Below are 20,423 nucleotides of genomic sequence, written 5' to 3'. Positions count from 1 at the left end.
AACCGTGACCACGACGCAGCGCAAGCCGGCCGACGTCTCCGAGCAGCAGGCGCGACGGGTGGCCGAGGCGGCTCGGGAGACCGAGTGGCGCAAGCCCAGCTTCGGCAAGGAGTTGTTCCTCGGGCGCTTCCGGCTCGACCTCATCGATCCCTGGCCGGCCCCGGAGCCGCGCCCCGATGCCGACGACTTCCTCGCCAGGCTGGACGCGTACGCCCGCTCCGAGATGGACGGTGCCCGCATCGAGCGCGAGGCCCGCATCCCGGACGAGGTCTTCCACGGCCTCGCCCGCCTCGGCGCCTTCGGCATGAAGATCGACAAGGAGTACGGCGGCCTCGGACTGTCCAACCTGCACTACTGCAAGGCGCTGACGCTCGTCGGCTCGGTGAGCCCCGCCGTCGGCGCGCTGCTGTCGGCGCACCAGTCGATCGGCGTGCCACAGCCACTCAAGATCTTCGGCAGCGCCGAGCAGAAGAAGGCCTTCCTGCCCCGGCTCGCGGCGGGGGAGGTGTCCGCGTTCCTGCTCACCGAGCCCGATGTCGGCTCCGACCCGGCCCGCCTGGGAACAGTCGCCGAACCGGTCGAGGGCGGCTACCGGCTCAACGGCATCAAGCTGTGGGCCACCAACGGCACGGTGGCCACCCTGCTGGTCGTGATGGCCCGGGTGCCCGACAAGGGCATCACCGCGTTCGTGGTGGAGGGCGACGCGCCGGGCATCACGGTCGAACGGCGCAACGAGTTCCTCGGGCTGCGCGGGCTCGAGAACAGCGTCACCCGGTTCCACGACGTGTTCGTGCCCGCGGAGAACGTCATCGGTGGCCTCGGCAAGGGCCTCAAGATCGCGCTGACCACGCTCAACACCGGCCGGCTGTCCCTGCCCGCCATGTGCGTCGGTGCGGGCAAGCGGTCACTCCAGATCGCGCGCGAATGGTCGGCGGACCGCGTGCAGTGGGGCCGCCCGGTCGGTCAGCACGAGGCGGTGTCCACGAAGCTCGCGTTCATCGCGGCGACGACGTACGCGATGGAGTCGATGCTGGACCTCAGCTGCCTGATCGCCGACGACGACCGCAACGACATCCGCATCGAGGCGGCGCTGGTCAAACTCTTCGCCAGCGAGATGGCCTGGCGGGTCGCCGACGAGCTCGTCCAGATCCGCGGCGGCCGCGGCTTCGAGACGGCCGCCTCGCTCGACGCCCGCGGCGAGCGCCCGGCCGAGGCCGAGCAGATCCTGCGGGACCTGCGGATCAACCGCATCTTCGAGGGCTCCACGGAGATCATGCACCTGCTCATCGCCCGCGAGGCGGTGGACGCCCACCTGGCGGTCGCCGGTGACATCGTCGACCCGGAGGCCGGGCTGGCCCGCAAGGCCCGGGCCGGAGCGCGGGCCGGGGCCTTCTACGCGCGCTGGCTGCCGACCCTGGCGGTCGGCCGCGGTCAGACGCTCAACGCGTACGCCGAGTTCGGCCCGCTCGCCGCCCACCTGCGGTACGTCGAGCGCGCCTCGCGCAAACTGGCCCGCTCGACGTTCTACGCGATGTCCCGCTGGCAGGGAAAGCTCGAGCGCAAGCAGGGCTTCCTCGGCCGGATCGTCGACATCGGGGCGGAGCTGTTCGCGATGTCGGCGACCTGCGTCCGCGCCCGGGCCGAGCGGCGCGACCGGCCGGCGGGCACGGAGCTGGCGGACCTGTTCTGCCGCCAGGCCCGGCTGCGGGTGGAGGCCCTCTTCACCGCGCTCTGGGACAACACCGACGCGCTGGACGGGAAGGCGGCGCGGCGCCTGCTCGACGGGCGGTACGCCTTCCTCGAGGAAGGCATGGTCGCGCCGCCGAGCGACAACGCCTGGGTGGCCGCCTGGCAGCCCGGTCCGGGCACGGTGGCGGACGTGCGTCGCCGCATTCCGCCACCGGATGCCCCGGAGCAGTCCGGCTAGCAGGCGTCCGGCACCCACGAGCACTCGACGTCCTCGCCGTTGCGGGTGACGACGTGGCGCGGCACCGTCGGCAGCTGCCGTGCCCGCAGCGACGCCGCCGACGGACCACCGGAGCTCGCCATGGCCACGGCGGCGGTGTCCAGCAGGTCGCTGACGTTCGACTGCGCGGCGTTGGAGATCGACGAGAAGAGCAGCTTGCGTCCGGCGCGGTCGGCGACGTAGCCGGACAGGGCGTTGACGCCCGAGAGGGTGCCGGTCTTGCCGTGCAGGTTGCCGGCGGCGGGAGTGCCGCGCATGCGGCTGGCGAGGGTTCCGCCGATCAGGGGGTTCGGGTCACCGGCGATCGGCAGCGCTGCGTACCAGGTGTCGAACCACGGGCGGGACTGCGCGGCGTGGAGCAGGGTGGCGATCTGGGCGGTGGTGAGCCAGTCGCGGCGGGTCAGGCCCGAGCCGTCACCCATGGTGATCTTGCTGGTGTCGACGCCGATGCTCTTCAGCGCGCCGGTGGCGGCGGTCAGGCCGGTGCTCCAGCTGCCGGCCGACCCGGGCGTCTTGGCCCGGCCCATCGCCTTGGTCAGCAGCTCGGCGTGGCCGTTGTTGGACAGCTTCAGGAAGTACGGCAGCAGCTGGCCGAGCGAGATCGAGGCGTGGTCGGTGATCGTCTTGGCGGAGCTGGGCGTGGTCCCGGTGGTGGTGGAGCCGGAGACCGTCACGCCGTGGCGCTTGAGGGCGTCGCGGAAGACGCCGGCGGCGAGCTTGGTCGGGTCCTGCACGGAGACGAGGTTCGTCTTCGTGGCGCCACCGAGCGGGATCGAGCCCGCCACGGTGACGGTGTTGGTGCCGTGCCCGCGGGTGGCCGAGATGGTGGTGGCCGTACCGGCCGCGCCGGTGACCGTGTTGTTGACCACCTTCACGACCGAGTTGGCCGGCGTGAGCGTCAGGGTGCCCGCATGGCCCGCGGCGGTGCCGGGCTTGGTCTGCACGGAGAGGGCGCCGGTGTTGAAGTTGGCGTCGGCGGCGATCGTCAGCGCCGAGATCCGGGCGTTGTCGGCGTACGTCTCGTCCTGCCACGACCAGTCCAGGCCCAGCGGCGTGTGGTCGAACCACGAGTCGTCGGCGACCAGGGACCCGGTGAACTTCTTGATCCCGGCCCCGGAGACAGCCGCGGCGATCGCGTCGAACTGCGCGTACGTCAGCGTGGGGTCGCCCTGGCCCTTCAGGTAGACGTTGCCGGAGACGGTCGTGCCGCTCTTGGTGCCCGAGTAGCGGGCGACCGTGTGGAACTTGTAGCCGGTGCCCAGCACCTCGAGGGCCGCCGCGGAGGTCATCAGCTTCTCGTTCGAGGCCGGGATGACCCGCTGGTCGACGTTGTGGGAGTAGATGACCGCCCCGCTGGTCGCGTCCCGGACCTGCAGGGCGGTGGTGGAGCCGGCCAGGCGGGGGTCGGCGAGCACCTGGTCCAGCGTCGCGACCAGGGCCGCGTCCGAGGCGGCCGTCGTCGTCTGGGCGGAGGCGGTGCCGACGGCGAACGCCGTACCGGTGACGGCCACTGCGACCACTGCCAGGGCCGGGATCACCGGAAGCTTGAAGCGCGTCGTACGCATTGACCCTCTACTCTGCTCTCGTCGGAAGGTGGCGCGGCACATCCTTGCACGACGGCGCATCCCGGTGGGGGCACTGGCCGTGGGGGGACGGTTGCTGCGACGATCGGGCGCATGGGCAAGGTCTACGAAGCGATCGACGGCCGGCTGCGCGAGTTCATCCTCGGGCAGCCGATGTTCTTCGTCGCCACCGCACCGAGCGGCTCCGGCGGACACGTGAACGTCTCCCCGAAGGGCGGCACCGGCTGCCTGGCGGTGCCGGACGAGAATCGGGTGGCATATCTGGACTACACTGGCAGCGGAGCAGAGACCATCGCGCACCTCCGCGAGAACGGGCGCATCACGCTGATGCTGTGCGCGTTCCAGGGGCCGCCGAAGATCGTCCGGCTGCACGGGCGGGGGCGGGTGGTCGCACCCGAGGACGCCGGATTCGCGGATCTGCTCACGCTGTTCCCCGGCGAGCCGGCCCACGGCCTGCGGTCGGTCATCGAGGTCGCCGTCGAGCGGATCAGCGACTCCTGCGGCTACCAGGTCCCGCTCATGGAGTACGCGGGGGACCGGGACCTGCTCGTCCGGTGGGCGGAACGCAAGAGCGACGAGGACCTGGCGCAGTACCGGCGTACCCGCAACGCCCACAGCATCGACGGCCTGCCGGCGTTGTCATGAGCGACGAGTACGGGTATTCGTCGGCCGGGCTCCCGCTGTATTTCGAATGGCACGGCACGCCGCACGGCTCGAGCCCTCCGCTGCTGCTCCTGCACGGCGGCGGATCGACGATCGACTCCAACTGGGGCCGGCTCATCCCGGCCCTGCGGGAATCCCGGCGGATGCTCGCGGTCGAGCTCCAGGGACACGGACGCACCGGTGCGGGCGACCGGGCCGCGTCCTTCGAGCGGTCGGCGGACGGCGTCGCGGGGCTGCTGGCCGAACTTGCCCTCGGACCGGTCGACGTGCTCGGGTTCAGCAACGGCGGGCAGGTCGCCATGCAGCTGGCCGTACGGCACCCGGCCGCCGTGCACCGGCTCGTCGTCGCCTCCGCGCCGTTCCGCCGCGACGGCATGGTCGACGGGTTCTGGGACGGACTGGCGGCGGCGACGTACGCCGACCTCCCCGAGCCGTACCGCGAGGCGGACCTGGCCGTCAGCGGTGATCCCGCACACGCCGAGCTCATGTTCCACCTGGACCGGGACCTCATGCTCACCGGCTTCACCGACTGGCCCGAGGCCCTGGTCGCCTCGATCACCGCGCCGACCCTCGTCGTGGCCGCCGACCGGGACGTGGTCCGCACCGAGCACGCGGTCCGCCTCGCCTCGCTCATCCCGGACGCCCGTGTGCTGATCGTGCCCGGCAACCACGGCGACTACCTGGGCGAACTGGCCGCCGCGGGGGACACCGGCCCGCTGGCCCGTACCCTGCCGTTCCTCGTCGACTTCCTGGACCGGCCGGCCTGACCTGCGCCCGAGATGACCCCGCGTTGACCCGCCGTTGAGGTGAGGAGCCGATGGGGCACGCATGACGTACCTCGCCCGGCGGTGGGCTGCCGCCGCCCTGTTGCCGCTCGTCTCGATCCCGGGGCTGGTGGGCCGGCCGGCGCAGGCTGCCCCCGCGGACCCGCCCCGGTACTCGTTGGCGGCGACGGTGGCCCCCGCGGCCATGAAGGTCCGCGACTGCCGCGCCGACGCCGCCTGCGTCTTCGCGCCGGACCCGTCCGGCGCCGACGACCACGCCGCGCTGCAGGCCGCGGTCGCCAAGGCGGCCACCCTGGTCGTCCCGGCGGTGCTGAAGGCCGACGGATCCGTGCTCCGGGCCGCCCGGCCGGCCACGGTGCTGCTCGGCGCCGGCACGTACCGGCTGAGCCGCGGCCTGCAGCTGCCGCCCGACGTGAACCTGCGGGGCCGGGGCATCACCGACACCACGGTCTCGATGATCACGGCCTCCTGGCAGAACTTCACGTACGGCTACCTGATCAGCTGGGACTACCACACCCGCCGGGCCGGCAGCAGCAACCTCGTCGCCGACCTCACCGTGAACGGCAACTGCCGCGAGGGCGCCGGCGCGCCGGTCCGCCGGGATCTGCCCGGCCGCCCGGGCGCGTACTGCGACTTCCGCGGGCCCCAGGGCGATCTGGCCAGCACGAACGCCGGCGGCGGCATCGCGGTCGGCGACCGGTGGACGGTACGCCAGGTGCGCTTCACCAACCTCGAGTACTTCAAGATCTGGGTCGGCGACGGGGTGAAGGACGTCCGGATCGTCGACAACCGCTTCGACAACTGGGGCGGCGCGGAGTCCGGTGACGAGGACAACGTGGGCGGCGGCAGCCGCAACGACGGCGTCGTCGTCGAGGACAACCAGTTCGACAAGACGATCCGGGGCAACAGCTTCGACTTCACCAACGCCATCCGGACCACGGTGCGTCACAACAGCGTCACGTCCGACCGTGCCGTCGCCGCCGCCCGCGGCGACAAGTCGCTCTACGGGAACATGTACCTCGAGGGCCTGGTCCAGGCCACCGTCGCCGACAACGTCCTGTACGGCGCCCAGATCAGCCTCAAGACCAACGGCGGCTACGACCACAGCGGCGAGAACCGGGACATCACCAACCCGCGCGACTCCGTGGTCTCGGGCAACCGGATCAGCCACGCCGAGGACGCGGGAATCGTCATCGTCTACGACGACTACCGCGACGCCGACGGCACGGCCGGCACCACCGGGGGCTGGGACGACCACAGCACCGCCGCCGGCGACCACGTCGTGCGCCCCGGCGGCAACAACGTCGTCCGCGACAACGTCGTGCGGTACTCCGGCCAGTCGGGCATCCTCGTCCTCGGCAGCTACGGCCACGCCAAGAACGCCCCCGACACCATCACCGGCAACCGGGTCCGCAACTCCGGCTGGGGCGGCTCGACCGGTTACGACACCGGCGCCGGGCTCTTCGACACCGCCGGCATCGGCCTGTCGATCGGCGAAGGCGACCGCATCTACGGCAACGTCGTCGGCGACCGCCGGGCGCACAGGACCACCTGGTACGGCATCCAGCTGGGTGCCCGCCGCGCGCCCACCGTACCGTCGAACACCGTGCTCACCGGCCCGGCGGGGGAGACCAACGCGGTGACCAGGGTGATCGCCGGTGCCTACCGCGATGTGGCCCTGGCCCCCGAGGCGCCCGCCGGCCTCACCGCGAGCGGCGCCACCCTGAGCTGGGAGGAGTCGTACGCGCTGGAGGACCGCCCGATCGCCGGATACCGCGTGTACCGCGACGACGAGCTCGTCGGGGACGTGCCCGTGGGCAGCGCGACGATCCCGGGCAACCTGCTCACGGCCGACGAGGCCGGCTTCGAGGACGCCGCCGCGGGCATCGCCGGGTGGACCGCGGGATTCCGCACCACCTTGGACCGCGTCGACACCGGCGCCGTCGGTACGGGCGCCATGTCGCTGACCTCCAGCGGCTCCGGCGAGGTCAGCTTCGCCGGCCGGGCGCTGAGCGTCACGCCGGGCCAGAGCTACACCTCGGTCATCTCCGCGAAGGCCGCGGGCGCCGGCCGCTGGGTACGCGCCGGCCTGAAGTTCACCACCGCCACGGGCTCGGTGTACAACCTCGCCACGAACAACCACGCCACGACCGACTCGGCGAACGGCTGGATCACCAGCAGCTACACGTTCCAGGCGCCGGCCGACGCGGTGTCGGTGCAGGCCTGGTACCTCATCGAGGGTACGGTCGCCGACGAGGTGCACCTCGTCGACCGGCTCGGGCTGGTCGCCGGTACGCGTACCGAGCAGTGGATCGACCCGGAGGCGCGCGCGAAGACCTCCGCCTACCACGTGGTCGCGTACACCGCGGGCGCGAACTCCACGCTCTCCACTGTGGCCGTCTCGTAGGGCGTACTCCTGGCGCCGGGCGGACGAAAGGTGTCCGCCCGGCGCGTCAGGCGTAGCCGGAGTAGCCGCGGCCCCGGGCGACGTCGACGGCCGCCCGGACGTCGGCGATCGGGGTCTGGTGCCCGACGACGCCGTCGATCAGGTACAGCACCTCGTCCGCGGTGAACGGCTTGGCGAGGTAGTAGCTCGCCCCGATCTCCCGGCCGCGCGTGGCGCAGTCGGGAGCCGCGGACAGCAGCAGCACCGGCACCTCGGAGCCCTCCCCGGCCCGGATGCTGCGCAGCACGTCGTACCCGTCCAGCCGCGGCATCATGACGTCCAGCACCACGAAGTCCGGCCGCACGCTCGCGTACGCCCGCACACCCTCGGCGCCGTCCACGGCGACATGCACCTCGTGACCGTCCAGCTCCAGGACGTCGCTGAGCAACTGCCGGATCGCCGGGTCGTCGTCGACCACCAGGACCTTGGCCATGCCTCTCCTCTCACCGCGCGAACGCGTGGATCATCTGCAACACGCCCGGTCCGAGGATCACCACGAACAGGGCCGGGAACAGGCAGAACAACACCGGAAACAGGATCTTGATCGGCACCTTCTGCGCGATCTCCTCGGCGCGCTGGCGGCGCCGCACCCGCATCTCGGAGGCGTGCTCGCGCAGCACCCCGGCGATCGGGATGCCCAGCTCGCCGGCCTGCACCACCGCCGTCACGAACGTGCGCAGCTCGGGGACGGTGGTCCGGGCGGCCAGCGCGCGCAGCGCGGCGGCCCGCCCGACGCCCAGCTGCATCTCCTGCAGGACGCGCAACAACTCCCGCGCCATCGGAGTGCGGCCGTGCTGCGCGACCTGTGCCATCGCCGCGTCGAAGGCCAGGCCCGCCTCGACGCTGATGACCAGCGTGTCGAGCACGTCGGGCATGGACAGCAGCAGTTCCTGCTGCCGCTTCAGCGCCATGTTGTAGATCAGCAGGTCCGGCCCGAAGAACCCGGCGGCCGCGCCCAGCACGCCGCCGGTCACGGCACCGCCCGCGGCGCCCAGCAGGCCGCCGAAGCCGGCACCGGCGATCGCGCCGGCCACGAGGGTGACGCCCTTGAGCGGCACGACCCGCTGCAGCGGCAGCGCCGGTGGGTTCCCGGCGTAGTCCAGGTGCCGCTGGAGGCGTGCGACGACTGCGGACGGGGTCAGCACCGTGCCCAGCCGGCCCAGTTGCCGCGTCAGCGGCGCACCCAGCCGCTCGGCGAGCGGCCGGTCGCGGGGCGCCACGAACGTCGCCGGGTCCGGCCGGGGCGTCGACTCGAGCAGCCGGGCCACCGCCGCGCCGGCCGGGGCGCCGGCGAAGGCCAGCGCCAGCACCAGCACGGCGCCGGTCAGGGCGACCAGGCCGAGGCCGAGCAGCATCGAGGGCGGCACGCTACACCTCCACCTTGATGAGCTTGCGCAGCCAGACGCCGCCGATGAGGACGCCGACCACCGACGCGGAGAGCATCAGCAGCCCCAGCGGCTCGGTGTAGAGCGGGCGCAGGTATTCACGCCGGAACACGAACATCCACGCCCCGAGCACGATGGGCATGCCGAAGAGGATCATCGCCGACAGCCGTCCCTCCGCCGAGAGCGCGCGGACGTGCCGGTGCAGGCGAGCCCGCTCCCGCATGGTGCCCACCGCCGTCTCCAGGACCTCCGAGAGGCTGCCGCCGACCTCGCGCTGGATCCGGATCGCCATGACCAGCCACGAGAGATCCTGGCTGGCATTGCGCTCGGCTACGCGTTCGAGCGACTCCTCGAGGTCCCCGCCGAGCCGGGTCTCGGCCAGCGCGCGGCCGAGCTCCCCGGCGATCGGCTCGGCGCCGTCGCGGACCAGCGCGTCCAGCGACTGCGGCAGCGAGAAGCCGGAGCGCAGGGAGCCGACCAGCAGTTGCAGGGCGTCCGGCAGCTGGACGGCGAACGACCGGACCCGCCGGGCGGCGCGGAACCGCAGGTGCAGTCCGGCCGCCCCCCACCCGGCCAGCAACCCGCCCGGTACGCCGGCCCACCAGGGCAGCAGGGCCGCCAGCGCGACCGCCCCGCCCACCGCGCAGCCGAGCCGGATCAGCTGCCACTCCGCCGGGCGCAGCGAACTGCCGGCGCGGTCGAGCATGAGTTCCAGGCGCCGGTGGCGGTCCGGCTTGCGGACCGCGCGCTCCGACACCTCCATCACGGCGCGGACGAGTCCGTTGCCGCCGGCCGCCGCCTCCGCCGGTGCGCCGCGGCGGGCCGGAACGAACCGGTCCAGCTCCCGGAGCCGTCGCCGGACCCGCCCGCGGCCGAGGAGGGGACGCAGGGCCAGCAGCACCGAACCGAAGATGGCGACCGCCACCACCGCCAGCGTGGGTGCCGGTCCGGGCGAAGCGGGCCCGGCGAGCGTCACAGGCGGGGGAGCGGATCCCGCCGCCGGGTCGGCGCGGAAGGTGACCGGGGCGTCGGCGCCGAGCTCCAGCTCGCCGAGTCGCAGCCGTACGCGCAGCAGCGTGGGCCGGCCCGCCAGCTCCGCCGGTACGACGACGCGAACCACCATCGGCGCCGAGAGGTCCTCTGCCATGTCGCGAAAGGACGCTCGAAGCGCCGGCGCGTCGCCGGCGGTCAGGACCCGGCCGCCGGTGACACCGGCGAGGTCGGCCAGCCGCTGCCGGTCCGCCTCGGCGCCGAACGCCACCGCGTCCAGCGAGGCGTCGGCCCGCGCCATGGCCGTCAGCAGCCGTTCCGCGCTCACCTTCGAGGAGGTGTCGGCGCCGTCGGACAGCACGACGATGCGGCGCTCGAGCACCTCCTGTGCGTCGAGCAGCTCCTGGGCGGCGCGGACGCCGTCGTACAGGGCGGTCCGGCCCTCGGCGGCGAGATGGGAGATCGTCGCGCGGAACGCCGCCCGGTCGGTGGTCGGCCTCAGCGCCACGGCGGCGTCGTCCGAGATCGTGACCACCCCCAGCCGGATGTCCGCCGGTGCGGCCGCCGCGTAGTCGAGCGCCGCCGCACGGGCGGCCGCCAGCCGGGCACCCGCCATCGACCCGCTGGTGTCGAGGACCAGCACGACCGCGCGGGCCGGAGTCTTTTCGGACGTGCCCGCGACGGTACGGCCCCGGGCCGCGAGCGTGACACCATCCGCCGTCACCGTGACCAGCGCCCCGGAGAGCGTCGTTCCGGCAGGCAGGTGCCGGCCCGAGACGAAGAACTCCACGGCGCCGGGCGACGGCTGCACGCCGGTGACCACGATGCCCGGCGCGCCCGCCGGTGCCGCCGCGGCGCCGTGTGCCGGCAGGACGGTGAGGGTCAGCAGGGCGGCGGCCGCGATCAGGTTCCGGATCATCGGGCGCCGGCCTGGAAGACGTCGACGGGGACCGTGATCCCGTGGGCGGCCAGATGCTCCAGGAACCGCGGGCGCAGCCCGGTGGGCCCCAGCTTGCCGCGGAACCGCCCGGCGGCGTCGGTGCCGGCCCGCATGTCGAAGAGGAACAGGTCCTGCAGCGTGATGGTGCCGGACTCCATGCCGACGACCTCGGTGACATGCGTGATCCGCCGGGTACCGTCCTGCAGCCGGCTCACCTGGATGATCAGGTGCACCGCCGAGGCGACCTGCTCGCGGATGGCGCGTACGGGCAGGTCCATGCCGGCCATCAGGACCATCGTCTCGAGCCGGGCCAGCGCGTCGCGGGGCGTGTTGGCGTGCAGGGTGGTCAGCGACCCGTCGTGGCCGGTGTTCATGGCCTGGAGCATGTCCAGCGCCGCGCCGTCGCGGACCTCACCGACGACGATGCGGTCCGGCCGCATCCGCAGCGCGTTGCGGACCAGGTCCCGGGTCGTCACGGCGCCGCGACCCTCCACGTTCGGCGGACGGGACTCGAGGCGTACCACGTGGTCCTGGTGCAGTTGCAGCTCGGCGGCGTCCTCGATGGTGACGATCCGCTCCTCGGCGGGCACGAACCCGGAGAGGACGTTGAGCGTGGTGGTCTTGCCGGAGCCGGTGCCGCCGCTGACCACGATGTTGAGGTGCCCGCGTACGCAGGCCCGCAGGAGATCGGCCGTCTGCCGGGTCAGCGTGCCGAAGGCGATGAGGTCCTCGACGGTGAACGGGTCTCGGGAGAACTTGCGGATGGTCAGCGTCGAGCCGTCGAGCGCGATGGGCGGCACGACGGCGTTCACCCGGCTGCCGTCGGGCAGGCGGGCGTCGACCATCGGGCTGGCCTCGTCGACGCGGCGGCCCACCCGCGACACGATGCGGTCGATGACCCGGCGCAGGTGGGCCTCGTCGGCGAACTCGATACCCGCGGGCTCCAGGCGCCCGCCGCGCTCGACGTAGACCCGGTGCGGGCCGTTCACCATCACCTCGTTGACGCTCGCGTCGCGCAGCAGCGGCTCGATCGGCCCGTGCCCGAGGATCTCGTCGGTCACCTCGCCGGTGATCCGCGCCCGGTCGGCGCTGGTCAGCGGGGTCTCCTCGGCGGCGAGCAGCTCGGCGACGGTGCGGCGGACCTGCAGCTCCAGCTCCTCGGCGGCGCCCATGTCGTCGTACAGCTTCGGGCCGAGCAGCTCCGCCAGCCGGCGCTGGATGCGCTGCCGGACGTCGGCGAGCGGGTCCGGCGCGGGACGCCCGGCGGCGGTCCGCGGCTGGCCGGTCTCGGGCCGGGCCGGTTCCCCGGGCCGCTGACGCTGCGAGAGGTGTTCGCTCAGGCCCATCTCAGCGCCTCCGGCCGAACAGCCGCGCCATCGGGCGGCGCGCCGGGGCGTCGTCGCGGGCGCCGCAGCGTGCGGCGAGGTCGGCCATGGCCCGGGACACCGGGTGGGCGGGCCGGTCGGCGGCGAGCGGCACGCCACGGTTCACCGACAGCGGTACGTCCCGGGAGGACGGCATCAGCACCGCGGCCGGCTGACCCAGCGCCTTCTCGACATCAGCGACGGTGAGTCCGACCTCCGAGTCCGCCCGATTCAGAACGATCAGCCGGCGGTCCGCCGGATACTCCAGCATCTCGAAGGTGGTGAGCGTCAGCCGGGCGCTCTTGAGGGCGGGCAGGTCCGGCGTCACGACGAGGGCGAACCAGTCGGTGCGGTCGAGCGCGGCCAGCACCTGGTCGCTGACGTACGGCGGGGTGTCCACCACGATGAAGTCGTACATCGGCCCGAGCACGCTCAGGAGCTCGGTGACCAGCTCGCGGCTCACCTGGTCGCCCTCGGCGGGGCCGGCCGGGGCCAGCAGCGCGTCGATGCCCGGGCGGTACGGGGTGAGCAGCGACCGTACCCCGTCCTCGTCCAGCCGGCCGGCCATCGCGACGGCGTCCGCCAGGCTGTGATCCGGCGGCAGTTGCAGGAGGATGCCGACGTCGCCGAACTGGAGGTCGAGGTCGACGAGGCAGACCCGGCGCCGGCCGCCGGCGGCCAGCGTCACGGCCAGGTTGGTGGCGATCGTGCTCTTGCCGACGCCGCCCTTGCCGGCGAAGACGGTGATCACCTGGGCCCCCGCCGTGGGTGCCGCCGGGTTGAGGCGGCGCGTCAGGTCCAGCGACCGGATGCACGCGGCGTCCACGGCGGTGGGGTCCCCAGCCGCGACGACCTCGCGGACGCCGGCGCGCATGGCCTCGGCGAGCACGTCCACCTCGACGTGGTCGCGCAGCAGCACGACGCCGAGAGCGGGCCGCTCGACACGCTGGCGGGTGGTGAACGCGACGGCCTCGGCGAGCGGGACGCCGGGGCCCATCACCACCAGCTGCGCCTCGGGTCGGTCCGCCAGCAGCGCCGGCAGCAGCGCCGGTTCCGGTACGGCGTACGCGGGCTCGGCGGAACCCGGGAACGTGGCGTCCAGACCCGGTTCACAGTAGATGGTCATCGTCATCGCAGCCGCCGTCACGGGAAGAGGGAGTTGTTGTCGACGCCCTCGTCGGGTTCCACGGTGGCGGTGTCGTCCAGCAGCGCGAGCGACAGCACGCCGGTCAGCGAGACGTGGAGCAGCTTCTCGGCCTCGGCCTGGGTCACGGCGACGGTGACGAGCATGCCGGCGGCCGTCTTGGCGCCGGACGAGGTCGCCGGCGCGGACGGGCCGGGGGCGGTGCTGTCACCGGAGGTCGCCGCCCCGGCGGCACCCCGCTCGCCCACCGCGATCACCTCGACGCGCGGCAGCAGCAGGCGGGTGGCCTGGTTGTAGTCGTGGCCGCTGCTGAGGCCGTCGCCGGCCGGCACCCGGCCCCGCCCCTCGCGCACCGTGAACGTGGTGAAGACGGCGACCCGCGAGCCGGGGCGGACGAATCCGGCGACCCGCGCGGCGGCGCTGACCTGCACGCTCACCGCGAGCTTGCCGTCCGGTACGGCGAGACCGCCGGTCACCTGGCTCGGCTCGGCGAACATTCCGCGCAGCAGCAGCCGGCTGGGGGCCACGTCGGCGGTGAGCACGAGCCCGTCGAGCTGCTCGTCCACCTCGCCGAGGGCGTTGCCGGGCACCGTGGCCGCCGGCATGGCGACCCGTTCGGCGTACCCGCCGTCGCGGATGGCCGCCGCGCTCGTGCCCGCCGGGATCTGCTGCCTGGTGACGAGCACCCAGACCGCCTCCCGGCCGGCGAGGGCCCGCCGGTCGGCGCCGCGCACGTACGCGACCACCGCCAGGCAGCCGGCGCCGGCGAGGACGGCCGCGACGAGCACCGCGAGAAGTCGCCGTCTCATGTCTGTCCTTCCTGTGTCAGCCGACGAGATTGACGATGGCGGCGCCGAGGTCCGGCCCGCCGATCTCTGCGCCCGTCGTACGGACGAGGCCACGGACGAAGTAGCCGTACAGGCACCGTTCGGAGCCGCCGCACAGCCGCCGGCCGCTGAGCCACGACGGTGCGGAGAACCCGGATTGCGCGTATCCGGTCAGGACGAAGGAGGCGAAGCCGGTCAGGTGGTACGTGGTCCGCGCGCCCTGCGACCGCACGGTGTCGTAGACCGGGATCAACACGACGCTGTGCGCCTCCAGCGCCCCCTCCATGGCGTCCTTGCACGGCTTCGACACCGAGTTCCCGGTGTTGCCGCCGAAGGTGCCGTCCGCCTCGACGGTCACCGCGCAGGACGCGGAGGGGTCGTCGAGCCAGCCGAAGCCGCCCGGGCGGTCCCAGCCGGACGGGCCGGCCGGGCAGGTGCTCACGCCGGCCGGGCCCTTGAGCCGGATGACGCGCTCGGCGGCCGCCGGCGGTACGCCCACCGCGGGAGAGGGCCAGAACGTCGTCCCGTTCCCGGTGAGTTCCTGCCATTCACAGAGCGAGAACGTCACGCCGAAGCCCTCCGCCACCTTGGGCGGCCCCCACGCGACCCGGGCGCAGGCGCCGACGCTCGTGCCGTCGTACCCGCCGCTGAGCGTGCGGGCGAACACCGGCGGCAGCACGGTCGTGCCGTCGGGCAGCCGGGTCTCGACGCGGACCTCCGCGTACGGGACCGTCTGCGGCACGACGCCCAGGCAGCCGGTCCGGTTCTCCGCCGCGGCGGGGCACGGGGGCAGGCCCGGTCCGGTACCGCAGATCGCGGTCACGGTGGCCGCGGCGTCGGCGGCGTTGCCGTCGGCGTACCGCCCGGCGGTGGAAGCCTGGTCCGCGCACCCGGCGGGCGTCGTGGCGCAGCCCTCGCCGATCGCCCAGGCCGCCGCGTCCGCGCCGCTCTGCAGCTGCTCGCGTTCGGCGTAGAGCCGGCCGACGTCGACCACGACCGCGGCCACGCCGAGCAGGACGCCGACGCCGAGCAACAGCGCGACGGTCGCGGCGATCGCGCCGTCGTCGCCGCGGGCCGGCCGGCGCCGTACGGTCAACCGACGCATGGCATGACTCCTCGCGCGACGATGGGGAAGGACCCGTCGGACCGGCCGCCGAAGAAGCTCATCAGGGAACCGATCGGGGTCACCGGGCGGAAGGCGTGCGACACGCGCACCACGGCGTCGGCGCTCAGGTCGCCGGCGCACGGGGTGATCTGGAGGGAGTCGACCGTGACGGTTCCGGCGGCCGACGTGACGCGGGCGCGGCCGTCGAGTCCCAGGGCCGCGGCCCTGGCCCCTTCGCGCGCCGCCTCGGTGACGGTGATCTGGGCGTTCAACGCGCGGCCGAAGTCGATGATCCCGAACAACAGGAGCAGCAGCAGAGGCAGGACCAGCGCCATCTCCACCGCCGCCGCTCCCTGCTCGCCGGGCGCGGGCGTGGCCGGCCCCCCTTGCCGGCCACGTCCCTCCCGGCTCACGGGGTCGGCGCCTGCACCTGGTCGGCCACGCCGCCGAACATGCCGCTGAGGTTGTCGCCGAGCAGGATCACCGCGCCGATGATGACGACCGCGATGAGGGCCACCATCAGGCCGTACTCCACGGCCGTGGCGCCTTCGTCGTCGTTGCCGGCGGCGGTGCTGACCAGGGTCTGGACGATGCGAGTGACCATGTTTACTCCTTGAATGATCCGGTGTTGCGCCTTGTAGTCGACCTGTGACTCAAAGTCATGAGCTCTTTTTTGAGCTTTTCTTGAGATCGTTCCGCTGGCGGCGGTGGACTAGCGTGGCCCCGTGCCGCCCTTCGCCGACCGACCGGATCAGCTCGCCGGCCCGGGGGAGGGCCTCCTCGTGGGCGGCCGCTACCGCCTGCTGCGGCGCATCGGCAGCGGCGGCATGGGAGTGGTCTGGTCCGGCCGCGACGAGGTGCTGCACCGCCGGGTCGCCGTCAAGGAGCTGCGGCACGGCTGGGGCAGCTCCGACCGGACCGTGGCCCAGGGACGCGAGCGCAGCCTGCGCGAGGCCCGCGCCGCCGCCGCGCTGGATCACCCCGGCATCGTCGGCGTGTACGACATCGTCGAGCACGACGGCCGGCCCTGGATCGTCATGGAGCTCGTCACCGGACAGTCGCTGAAGGACGTGGTGGCCGACGACGGGCCGTTGCCGGTCGGCCGCGCTGTCGGCATCGCGCTGCAACTGCTGGCGGCACTCGAGGCCGCTCACCGGGCCGGCATCACGCACCGCGACGTCAAGCCGGCCAACGTGCTCGTGTCCGAGGGGGACCGGGTCCGGCTGACCGACTTCGGGCTGGCCGTCCTGCCCGACGCCGAGACCCTCACCGAGACCGGCGTGGCGCTCGGCACCCCGGGCTACCTCGCCCCGGAACAGGCCAGGGGGCTGCCGCCCGGCCCGGCCGCCGACGTGTTCGGCTTCGGCGCCACGCTGTACTACGCGATCGAGGGCCGGGGGCCGTTCCAGCGCGACGGGTACCTGCCGATGCTGGTCGCGTACACCCGTCATGAGATCCGCCCGCCGCAGCGGGCCGGCGACCTGGCCCCGCTGCTGATGCGGCTGCTGAGCGCCGACCCGGGCAAGCGGCCGACCGCCGAGGAGAGCCGCCGGTTGCTGCTCGGCGGCGCCGTCCGGCGGCCGAGGGTGTCCCGGCGGCTCCTGCTCACCGGCGCGGGCGTCACCGCGGCGGCGGCGATCGGCGGAGGCTTCTGGGGTACGGCGCGCAGGGAAGGCAACCGGACCTCGCCCTCGGCGCCGCCCCGCCCCGTGGGCCTCGGCCGGCCCGCCTGGCAGCGCGACGACGTGCCCGGCGCCGTGCTGGTGGGCTCCACATTCGTGAGCCGGCACGCCGACGCGGTGGTGGCTCTGGACGCGGAGACCGGCGAGCAACGCTGGCGCAGCGGACCCGGCGACGTGTGGCGGGTCGGCGCGATCGGCACCTCCATGGTGCTCGTCGACGGGTCCAAGGGCTACCGGGCCCTGGACGCCGGCACTGGAGCGGTGCGCTGGCGAAGCCCCGTCGAGGCGACCAGCGTTGCCGGAGCGGACGGGCTCTTCCTGGTCCAGCCGGCATCGAGCGGCGCGGGCTCGACCATGATCGCGTACGACGCCACCACCGGCCGGCAGCGGTGGCGCCTGCGGATCGACGAGCACTTCGGTTACCAGCAGGTCGCCGGCCCGGACGGCGTGTTCTGCGTCGTCGTCACCCGCGGAGACGAGTCCCTGCTCTGCGGCATCGACACGCGGGGCGCCACAGTGCTCTGGAAGACTCGGCTGTCCACCGCAGCCGACCACAGCGTCACCCTGTGGGGTCACGGCGACCGCGCGTACGCCGTCATCCTCGACCATGAGGGGTGGACCCTGGTCGCTGTGGACGCCCGCACCGGCAGGCGGAGCTGGGCCGTGCCCGTCGTGCAGCACCCGGACGGGCCGGTGCAGGGCCTCACGGAACAGGACTCGGGCGTGACGGTCGAGGTGGCCGGGCTCGCCGCCGCCGGTGGGCTCGTGGTGGCGGCGGTCACCAGCGAGGAGCTCACCCTGCGCCATGCCGGCCTGGTCGCGATGGACGCCGGCACCGGCGCCGTCCGGTGGCGCCGCCCGCTGCTCAACCCCGCCGTCGCCGCGGCCGGCGGGGATCGGCTCTTCGCCGGCGCCCATGACTCCGTGCTGCACGAGGTGGATCCGGCCACCGGCACGACGCTCTGGTCGACGACCACGGCCGGACCGGCGAGCCGCCTGGACGTCAGCTCCACGATGCTGATAGCCGGCATCGGGAGCGGCGCCACCGCGTACACCCTGGGATAGGAGCGCTAGGTGCGGTTCGCGTCCACGAGCGTGTGGATGATCTGCAGCATGCCCGCGGTCGTCTCGAGGTCCCCGAAGATGACGACCTTCAGGTGGGCGCGGTCCTCGTCGTAGATCGTCTGCACGCGCAGCCCTTCGGCGGCAGCCACGACGGTGTTGCTCACCCGGTCCGCCGCCCGGCGACCGACGGCGTCGATCGCCACGACGGTGGAGACCTCCACATTCGACACCCCGGCGGCGTCCGCCTCGGCGCCGCCGGCCTCGGCGCCGCCGGTCAGCGCCTGAAGGTCGGCGTGCGCGATCCGGTACTGCTTGCCGATCCGGACCGCCTTGAGCCGCCCGTCCCGGACGTAGTTGCGAATGGTGCGCACGTGCAGCCCGAGCCGCTCGGCTACCTGCTCGACGGAGTAGAGCTCCTGCGCCATCAAAGGACTGTAACAGCGGCCTCTGCCGGAAGATGCGGAAGCTTAGGGACCTCGCTGTCACTCCATCGGGTCAGCGCCGCGGGCCCCTCCGGCGAGTACGGTGAATCGCAGACAAACCGTGAGGACGAGGGAAGGTTCGTGGCCGGGGCAGCGCTACTCGATCGAGTCACCCGGGGCGACCACGTCTGCTGGATCGTCGACGACGAGACCGCACGCCTCGACACGCTGGCCGGTGTCGTGCTGGCGGGCCTCCGGGAATGTGACCGGGTCATCTATTCCGGTGCCGACCCCGACGGAATGATCTCCGGTATCGAGCGCCGCGGGGTGCCCGTCGCCGAGGCGGTGGCCTCGGGCAGCCTCCGGACGTCGACGGTGGAGTCGACCTTCCTGGTCGCCGGAGCCTTCGATCCGGCCGCGGCCTTCGCCTGCCTCCAGCAGGAGCAGGAGGAGGCGCGCCGGGACGGCTTCGCGGGGCTGCGCCTGATCGCCGACATGTCCTGGGCGAGCCGGCCGTTACCGGGTGCGGAGCATTTGCCCCGTTACGAAGCCGAGCTCAACTCGTTCTTCGCTGAGGGTTACCTGCTGGGTGTCTGCGCGTACGATCGCCGGCTTTTCGACCCGCTCAGTCTGCGCCGGCACGCGGGCGCGCACCCCGGGGCCGCCGGGACGGGGATGCCGTTCGATCCGGGTTCCACGCTGCGCATACGGCGCACGCGGCGCCCGTACGGGCTACGGCTGGAGGGCGAGGCGGACATGTTCAACCGGCAGGCGCTCAGTACGGTGGTCGCCCGCCTCGTCGACGAGCTGCCCGCCGACGGCCACGCCGTGGTCGACGTGTCCGGGTTGCGGTTCGCCGACACGGCGGCCGCCGGTATCCTGGCGCAGGCGGCGGACCGTGCGGAAGGCCGGCTGCGGCTCGTGGGCAGCTCCCCGGCGCTGATCCGGCTGCTCGACTTCCACGGCAGCCGGCTCGGGCAGGACCAGAAATCGGACGTCGCCAGGAACTCCGCATGACCGACTGCACCTTCGTGTGCGAAGAGGGATCCACCGCATGAACGGCCTCAGGTCCGATTCAGGCTTCGACCACCCGGCGCTGCTGTATCGCGGCGACGACGAGTACCTCACCGGCACCACGGCGTTCGTACGCTCCGCGGTGGCCGAGCACAATCCGGTCCTGGTCGCCGTGCCCGGGACGAACCTCGGCCTTCTCCGGAACGCCCTGACCGACGTCGCCGACCGGGTCGTCTTCGCCGACATGGCGGTGGCCGGCCGCAACCCTGGCCGGATCCTGCCGCGGGTGCTGACGAAGTTCGCGGCCGACCACCCGGGACGCCGGGTGGCGATGGTCGGCGAGCCCATCTGGCCGGGCCGCACGGAACTGGAGTATCCGGCCTGCGCCATGCACGAGGCCGTGATCAACGCGGTGTTCGCCGGCCGGGACGCCGCGATCCTGTGCCCGTACGACGCCGAGCGGCTGGACGACTCGGTGATCGAGGACGCCTGGCTCACCCACCCGATGATGATCGAGTTCGGGGACATCCGCGTCAGCGACCGGTACGCCGATCCGCTGGAGACGGCGCACGCCTTCAACCAACCACTCCCGCCGCCGCCGGCGGACGCGGAGACGCTCTCCTACGGCGAGCACTCGTCGCTGGCGGCGGTGCGCTGCTTCGTGCGGCGGCACGCGTCCGCCTTCCTCTCCCCGGACAGCACGGAGGAACTGGTGCTGGCCGCGAACGAGCTGGCCGCGAACACGATCGAGCACACGCCGGGCCACGGGCGGATGACTGTCTGGACCGAGCCGGGCATGCTCGTCTGCCAGGTGGAGGACACCGGTCACCTGACCGATCCGCTCGCCGGCCGGCGGATGCCGGACCGGGAACGTCCAGGCGGCTTCGGCCTGATCCTGACGCATGACCTGTGCGACCTGGTACGCGTGCACTCATGTCCGGCGGGCACCACGATCCGCCTGCACAAGCACCGCTGAACCCGACACGACCGAACGAAATCGATCGTAATCCATATCTGTTCTTGTGGAGCTTTGTCGGCACGG

The 20,423-nt window shown here is 73.1% G+C and carries 18 protein-coding genes; 7 read left to right on the top strand and 11 right to left on the bottom strand.

The features are described from left to right. Window positions 1-4 precede the first annotated feature (4 nt). Window positions 5-1,927, top strand: a complete 1,923-nt coding sequence (locus tag AB0368_RS27565; protein ID WP_366156879.1) for an acyl-CoA dehydrogenase family protein — start codon at window positions 5-7, stop codon at window positions 1,925-1,927. Here AB0368_RS27565 and dacB read toward each other — a convergent pair. Then, entirely contained in the window at window positions 1,924-3,531 is a 1,608-nt protein-coding gene (dacB, locus tag AB0368_RS27560; RefSeq protein ID WP_366156878.1) for a D-alanyl-D-alanine carboxypeptidase/D-alanyl-D-alanine-endopeptidase, read from the bottom strand. The two genes, AB0368_RS27565 and dacB, sit on opposite strands and share 4 nt — an antisense overlap. A 111-nt stretch (window positions 3,532-3,642) precedes the next feature. Between dacB and AB0368_RS27555 the strand changes: the two genes are divergently transcribed. The 3 genes from AB0368_RS27555 (at window position 3,643) to AB0368_RS27545 (ending at window position 7,404) form a co-directional block, all read left to right on the top strand. Beyond that, window positions 3,643-4,194: a pyridoxamine 5'-phosphate oxidase family protein gene (locus AB0368_RS27555; RefSeq protein WP_366156877.1), complete on the top strand. Its 552-nt coding sequence runs from the start codon at window positions 3,643-3,645 to the stop codon at window positions 4,192-4,194. After that, entirely contained in the window at window positions 4,191-4,979 is a 789-nt protein-coding gene (locus AB0368_RS27550; RefSeq protein ID WP_366156876.1) for an alpha/beta fold hydrolase, read from the top strand. The genes AB0368_RS27555 and AB0368_RS27550 overlap by 4 nt, the downstream gene beginning before the upstream one ends. A 61-nt stretch (window positions 4,980-5,040) precedes the next feature. Next, window positions 5,041-7,404 (top strand): right-handed parallel beta-helix repeat-containing protein, encoded by a 2,364-nt coding sequence (locus AB0368_RS27545; RefSeq protein WP_366156875.1) that lies wholly within the window; start codon window positions 5,041-5,043, stop codon window positions 7,402-7,404. A 46-nt stretch (window positions 7,405-7,450) separates the two neighbouring features. Here AB0368_RS27545 and AB0368_RS27540 read toward each other — a convergent pair whose 3' ends face one another. From AB0368_RS27540 to AB0368_RS27500, 9 genes are read right to left on the bottom strand one after another with little or no spacing between them, the layout of a single operon-like run. Further along, entirely contained in the window at window positions 7,451-7,876 is a 426-nt protein-coding gene (locus AB0368_RS27540) for a response regulator (protein WP_366156874.1), read from the bottom strand. 10 nt (window positions 7,877-7,886) lie between these two features. Continuing rightward, complete coding sequence (locus AB0368_RS27535) at window positions 7,887-8,810, bottom strand: type II secretion system F family protein (RefSeq protein ID WP_366156873.1); 924 nt, start codon at window positions 8,808-8,810, stop codon at window positions 7,887-7,889. A gap of 1 nt (window position 8,811) precedes the next feature. Continuing rightward, window positions 8,812-10,737, bottom strand: a complete 1,926-nt coding sequence (locus tag AB0368_RS27530; protein WP_366156872.1) for a VWA domain-containing protein — start codon at window positions 10,735-10,737, stop codon at window positions 8,812-8,814. Beyond that, window positions 10,734-12,104 (bottom strand): CpaF family protein, encoded by a 1,371-nt coding sequence (locus tag AB0368_RS27525; protein WP_366156871.1) that lies wholly within the window; start codon window positions 12,102-12,104, stop codon window positions 10,734-10,736. Before AB0368_RS27525 ends, AB0368_RS27530 begins: the two co-directional genes overlap by 4 nt. A gap of 1 nt (window position 12,105) precedes the next feature. After that, window positions 12,106-13,254 carry a P-loop NTPase gene (locus tag AB0368_RS27520; protein ID WP_366156870.1) on the bottom strand — a complete coding sequence of 383 codons (1,149 nt, stop codon included), beginning with the start codon at window positions 13,252-13,254 and terminating at the stop codon, window positions 12,106-12,108. Between the two features lie 11 nt (window positions 13,255-13,265). Continuing rightward, window positions 13,266-14,075, bottom strand: coding sequence for a Flp pilus assembly protein CpaB (cpaB, locus tag AB0368_RS27515; protein ID WP_366156869.1), 810 nt, complete (start codon window positions 14,073-14,075; stop codon window positions 13,266-13,268). Between the two features lie 16 nt (window positions 14,076-14,091). After that, window positions 14,092-15,198 carry a pilus assembly protein TadG-related protein gene (locus AB0368_RS27510; protein ID WP_366156868.1) on the bottom strand — a complete coding sequence of 369 codons (1,107 nt, stop codon included), beginning with the start codon at window positions 15,196-15,198 and terminating at the stop codon, window positions 14,092-14,094. Next, on the bottom strand, window positions 15,186-15,611 hold the full coding sequence (locus AB0368_RS27505) for a TadE/TadG family type IV pilus assembly protein (RefSeq protein WP_366156867.1): 426 nt from the start codon (window positions 15,609-15,611) through the stop codon (window positions 15,186-15,188). The genes AB0368_RS27510 and AB0368_RS27505 overlap by 13 nt, the downstream gene beginning before the upstream one ends. Further along, window positions 15,608-15,802 (bottom strand): Flp family type IVb pilin, encoded by a 195-nt coding sequence (locus AB0368_RS27500; RefSeq protein ID WP_366156866.1) that lies wholly within the window; start codon window positions 15,800-15,802, stop codon window positions 15,608-15,610. Before AB0368_RS27500 ends, AB0368_RS27505 begins: the two co-directional genes overlap by 4 nt. A gap of 121 nt (window positions 15,803-15,923) precedes the next feature. On the opposite strand from AB0368_RS27500, the gene AB0368_RS27495 reads away from it, so the two are divergent. Further along, window positions 15,924-17,945 carry a protein kinase gene (locus AB0368_RS27495; RefSeq protein WP_366156865.1) on the top strand — a complete coding sequence of 674 codons (2,022 nt, stop codon included), beginning with the start codon at window positions 15,924-15,926 and terminating at the stop codon, window positions 17,943-17,945. A gap of 5 nt (window positions 17,946-17,950) precedes the next feature. On the opposite strand, the gene AB0368_RS27490 is transcribed toward AB0368_RS27495, so the two are convergent. Further along, window positions 17,951-18,370, bottom strand: coding sequence for a helix-turn-helix domain-containing protein (locus AB0368_RS27490; RefSeq protein ID WP_366156864.1), 420 nt, complete (start codon window positions 18,368-18,370; stop codon window positions 17,951-17,953). A 138-nt stretch (window positions 18,371-18,508) separates the two neighbouring features. Here AB0368_RS27490 and AB0368_RS27485 point away from each other — a divergent pair, with 138 nt between their 5' ends. Together AB0368_RS27485 and AB0368_RS27480 are read left to right on the top strand one after the other, a co-directional pair. Next, window positions 18,509-19,384 (top strand): MEDS domain-containing protein, encoded by an 876-nt coding sequence (locus AB0368_RS27485; RefSeq protein ID WP_366156863.1) that lies wholly within the window; start codon window positions 18,509-18,511, stop codon window positions 19,382-19,384. 37 nt (window positions 19,385-19,421) lie between these two features. Further along, on the top strand, window positions 19,422-20,357 hold the full coding sequence (locus tag AB0368_RS27480; protein ID WP_366156862.1) for a sensor histidine kinase: 936 nt from the start codon (window positions 19,422-19,424) through the stop codon (window positions 20,355-20,357). Window positions 20,358-20,423: the final 66 nt, after the last annotated feature.

It is taken from the genome of Actinoplanes sp. NPDC051475, assembly GCF_040689425.1.
Classification (GTDB): Bacteria; Actinomycetota; Actinomycetes; order Mycobacteriales; family Micromonosporaceae; genus Actinoplanes.
This window is presented reverse-complemented; position numbering and strand designations above follow the sequence as displayed.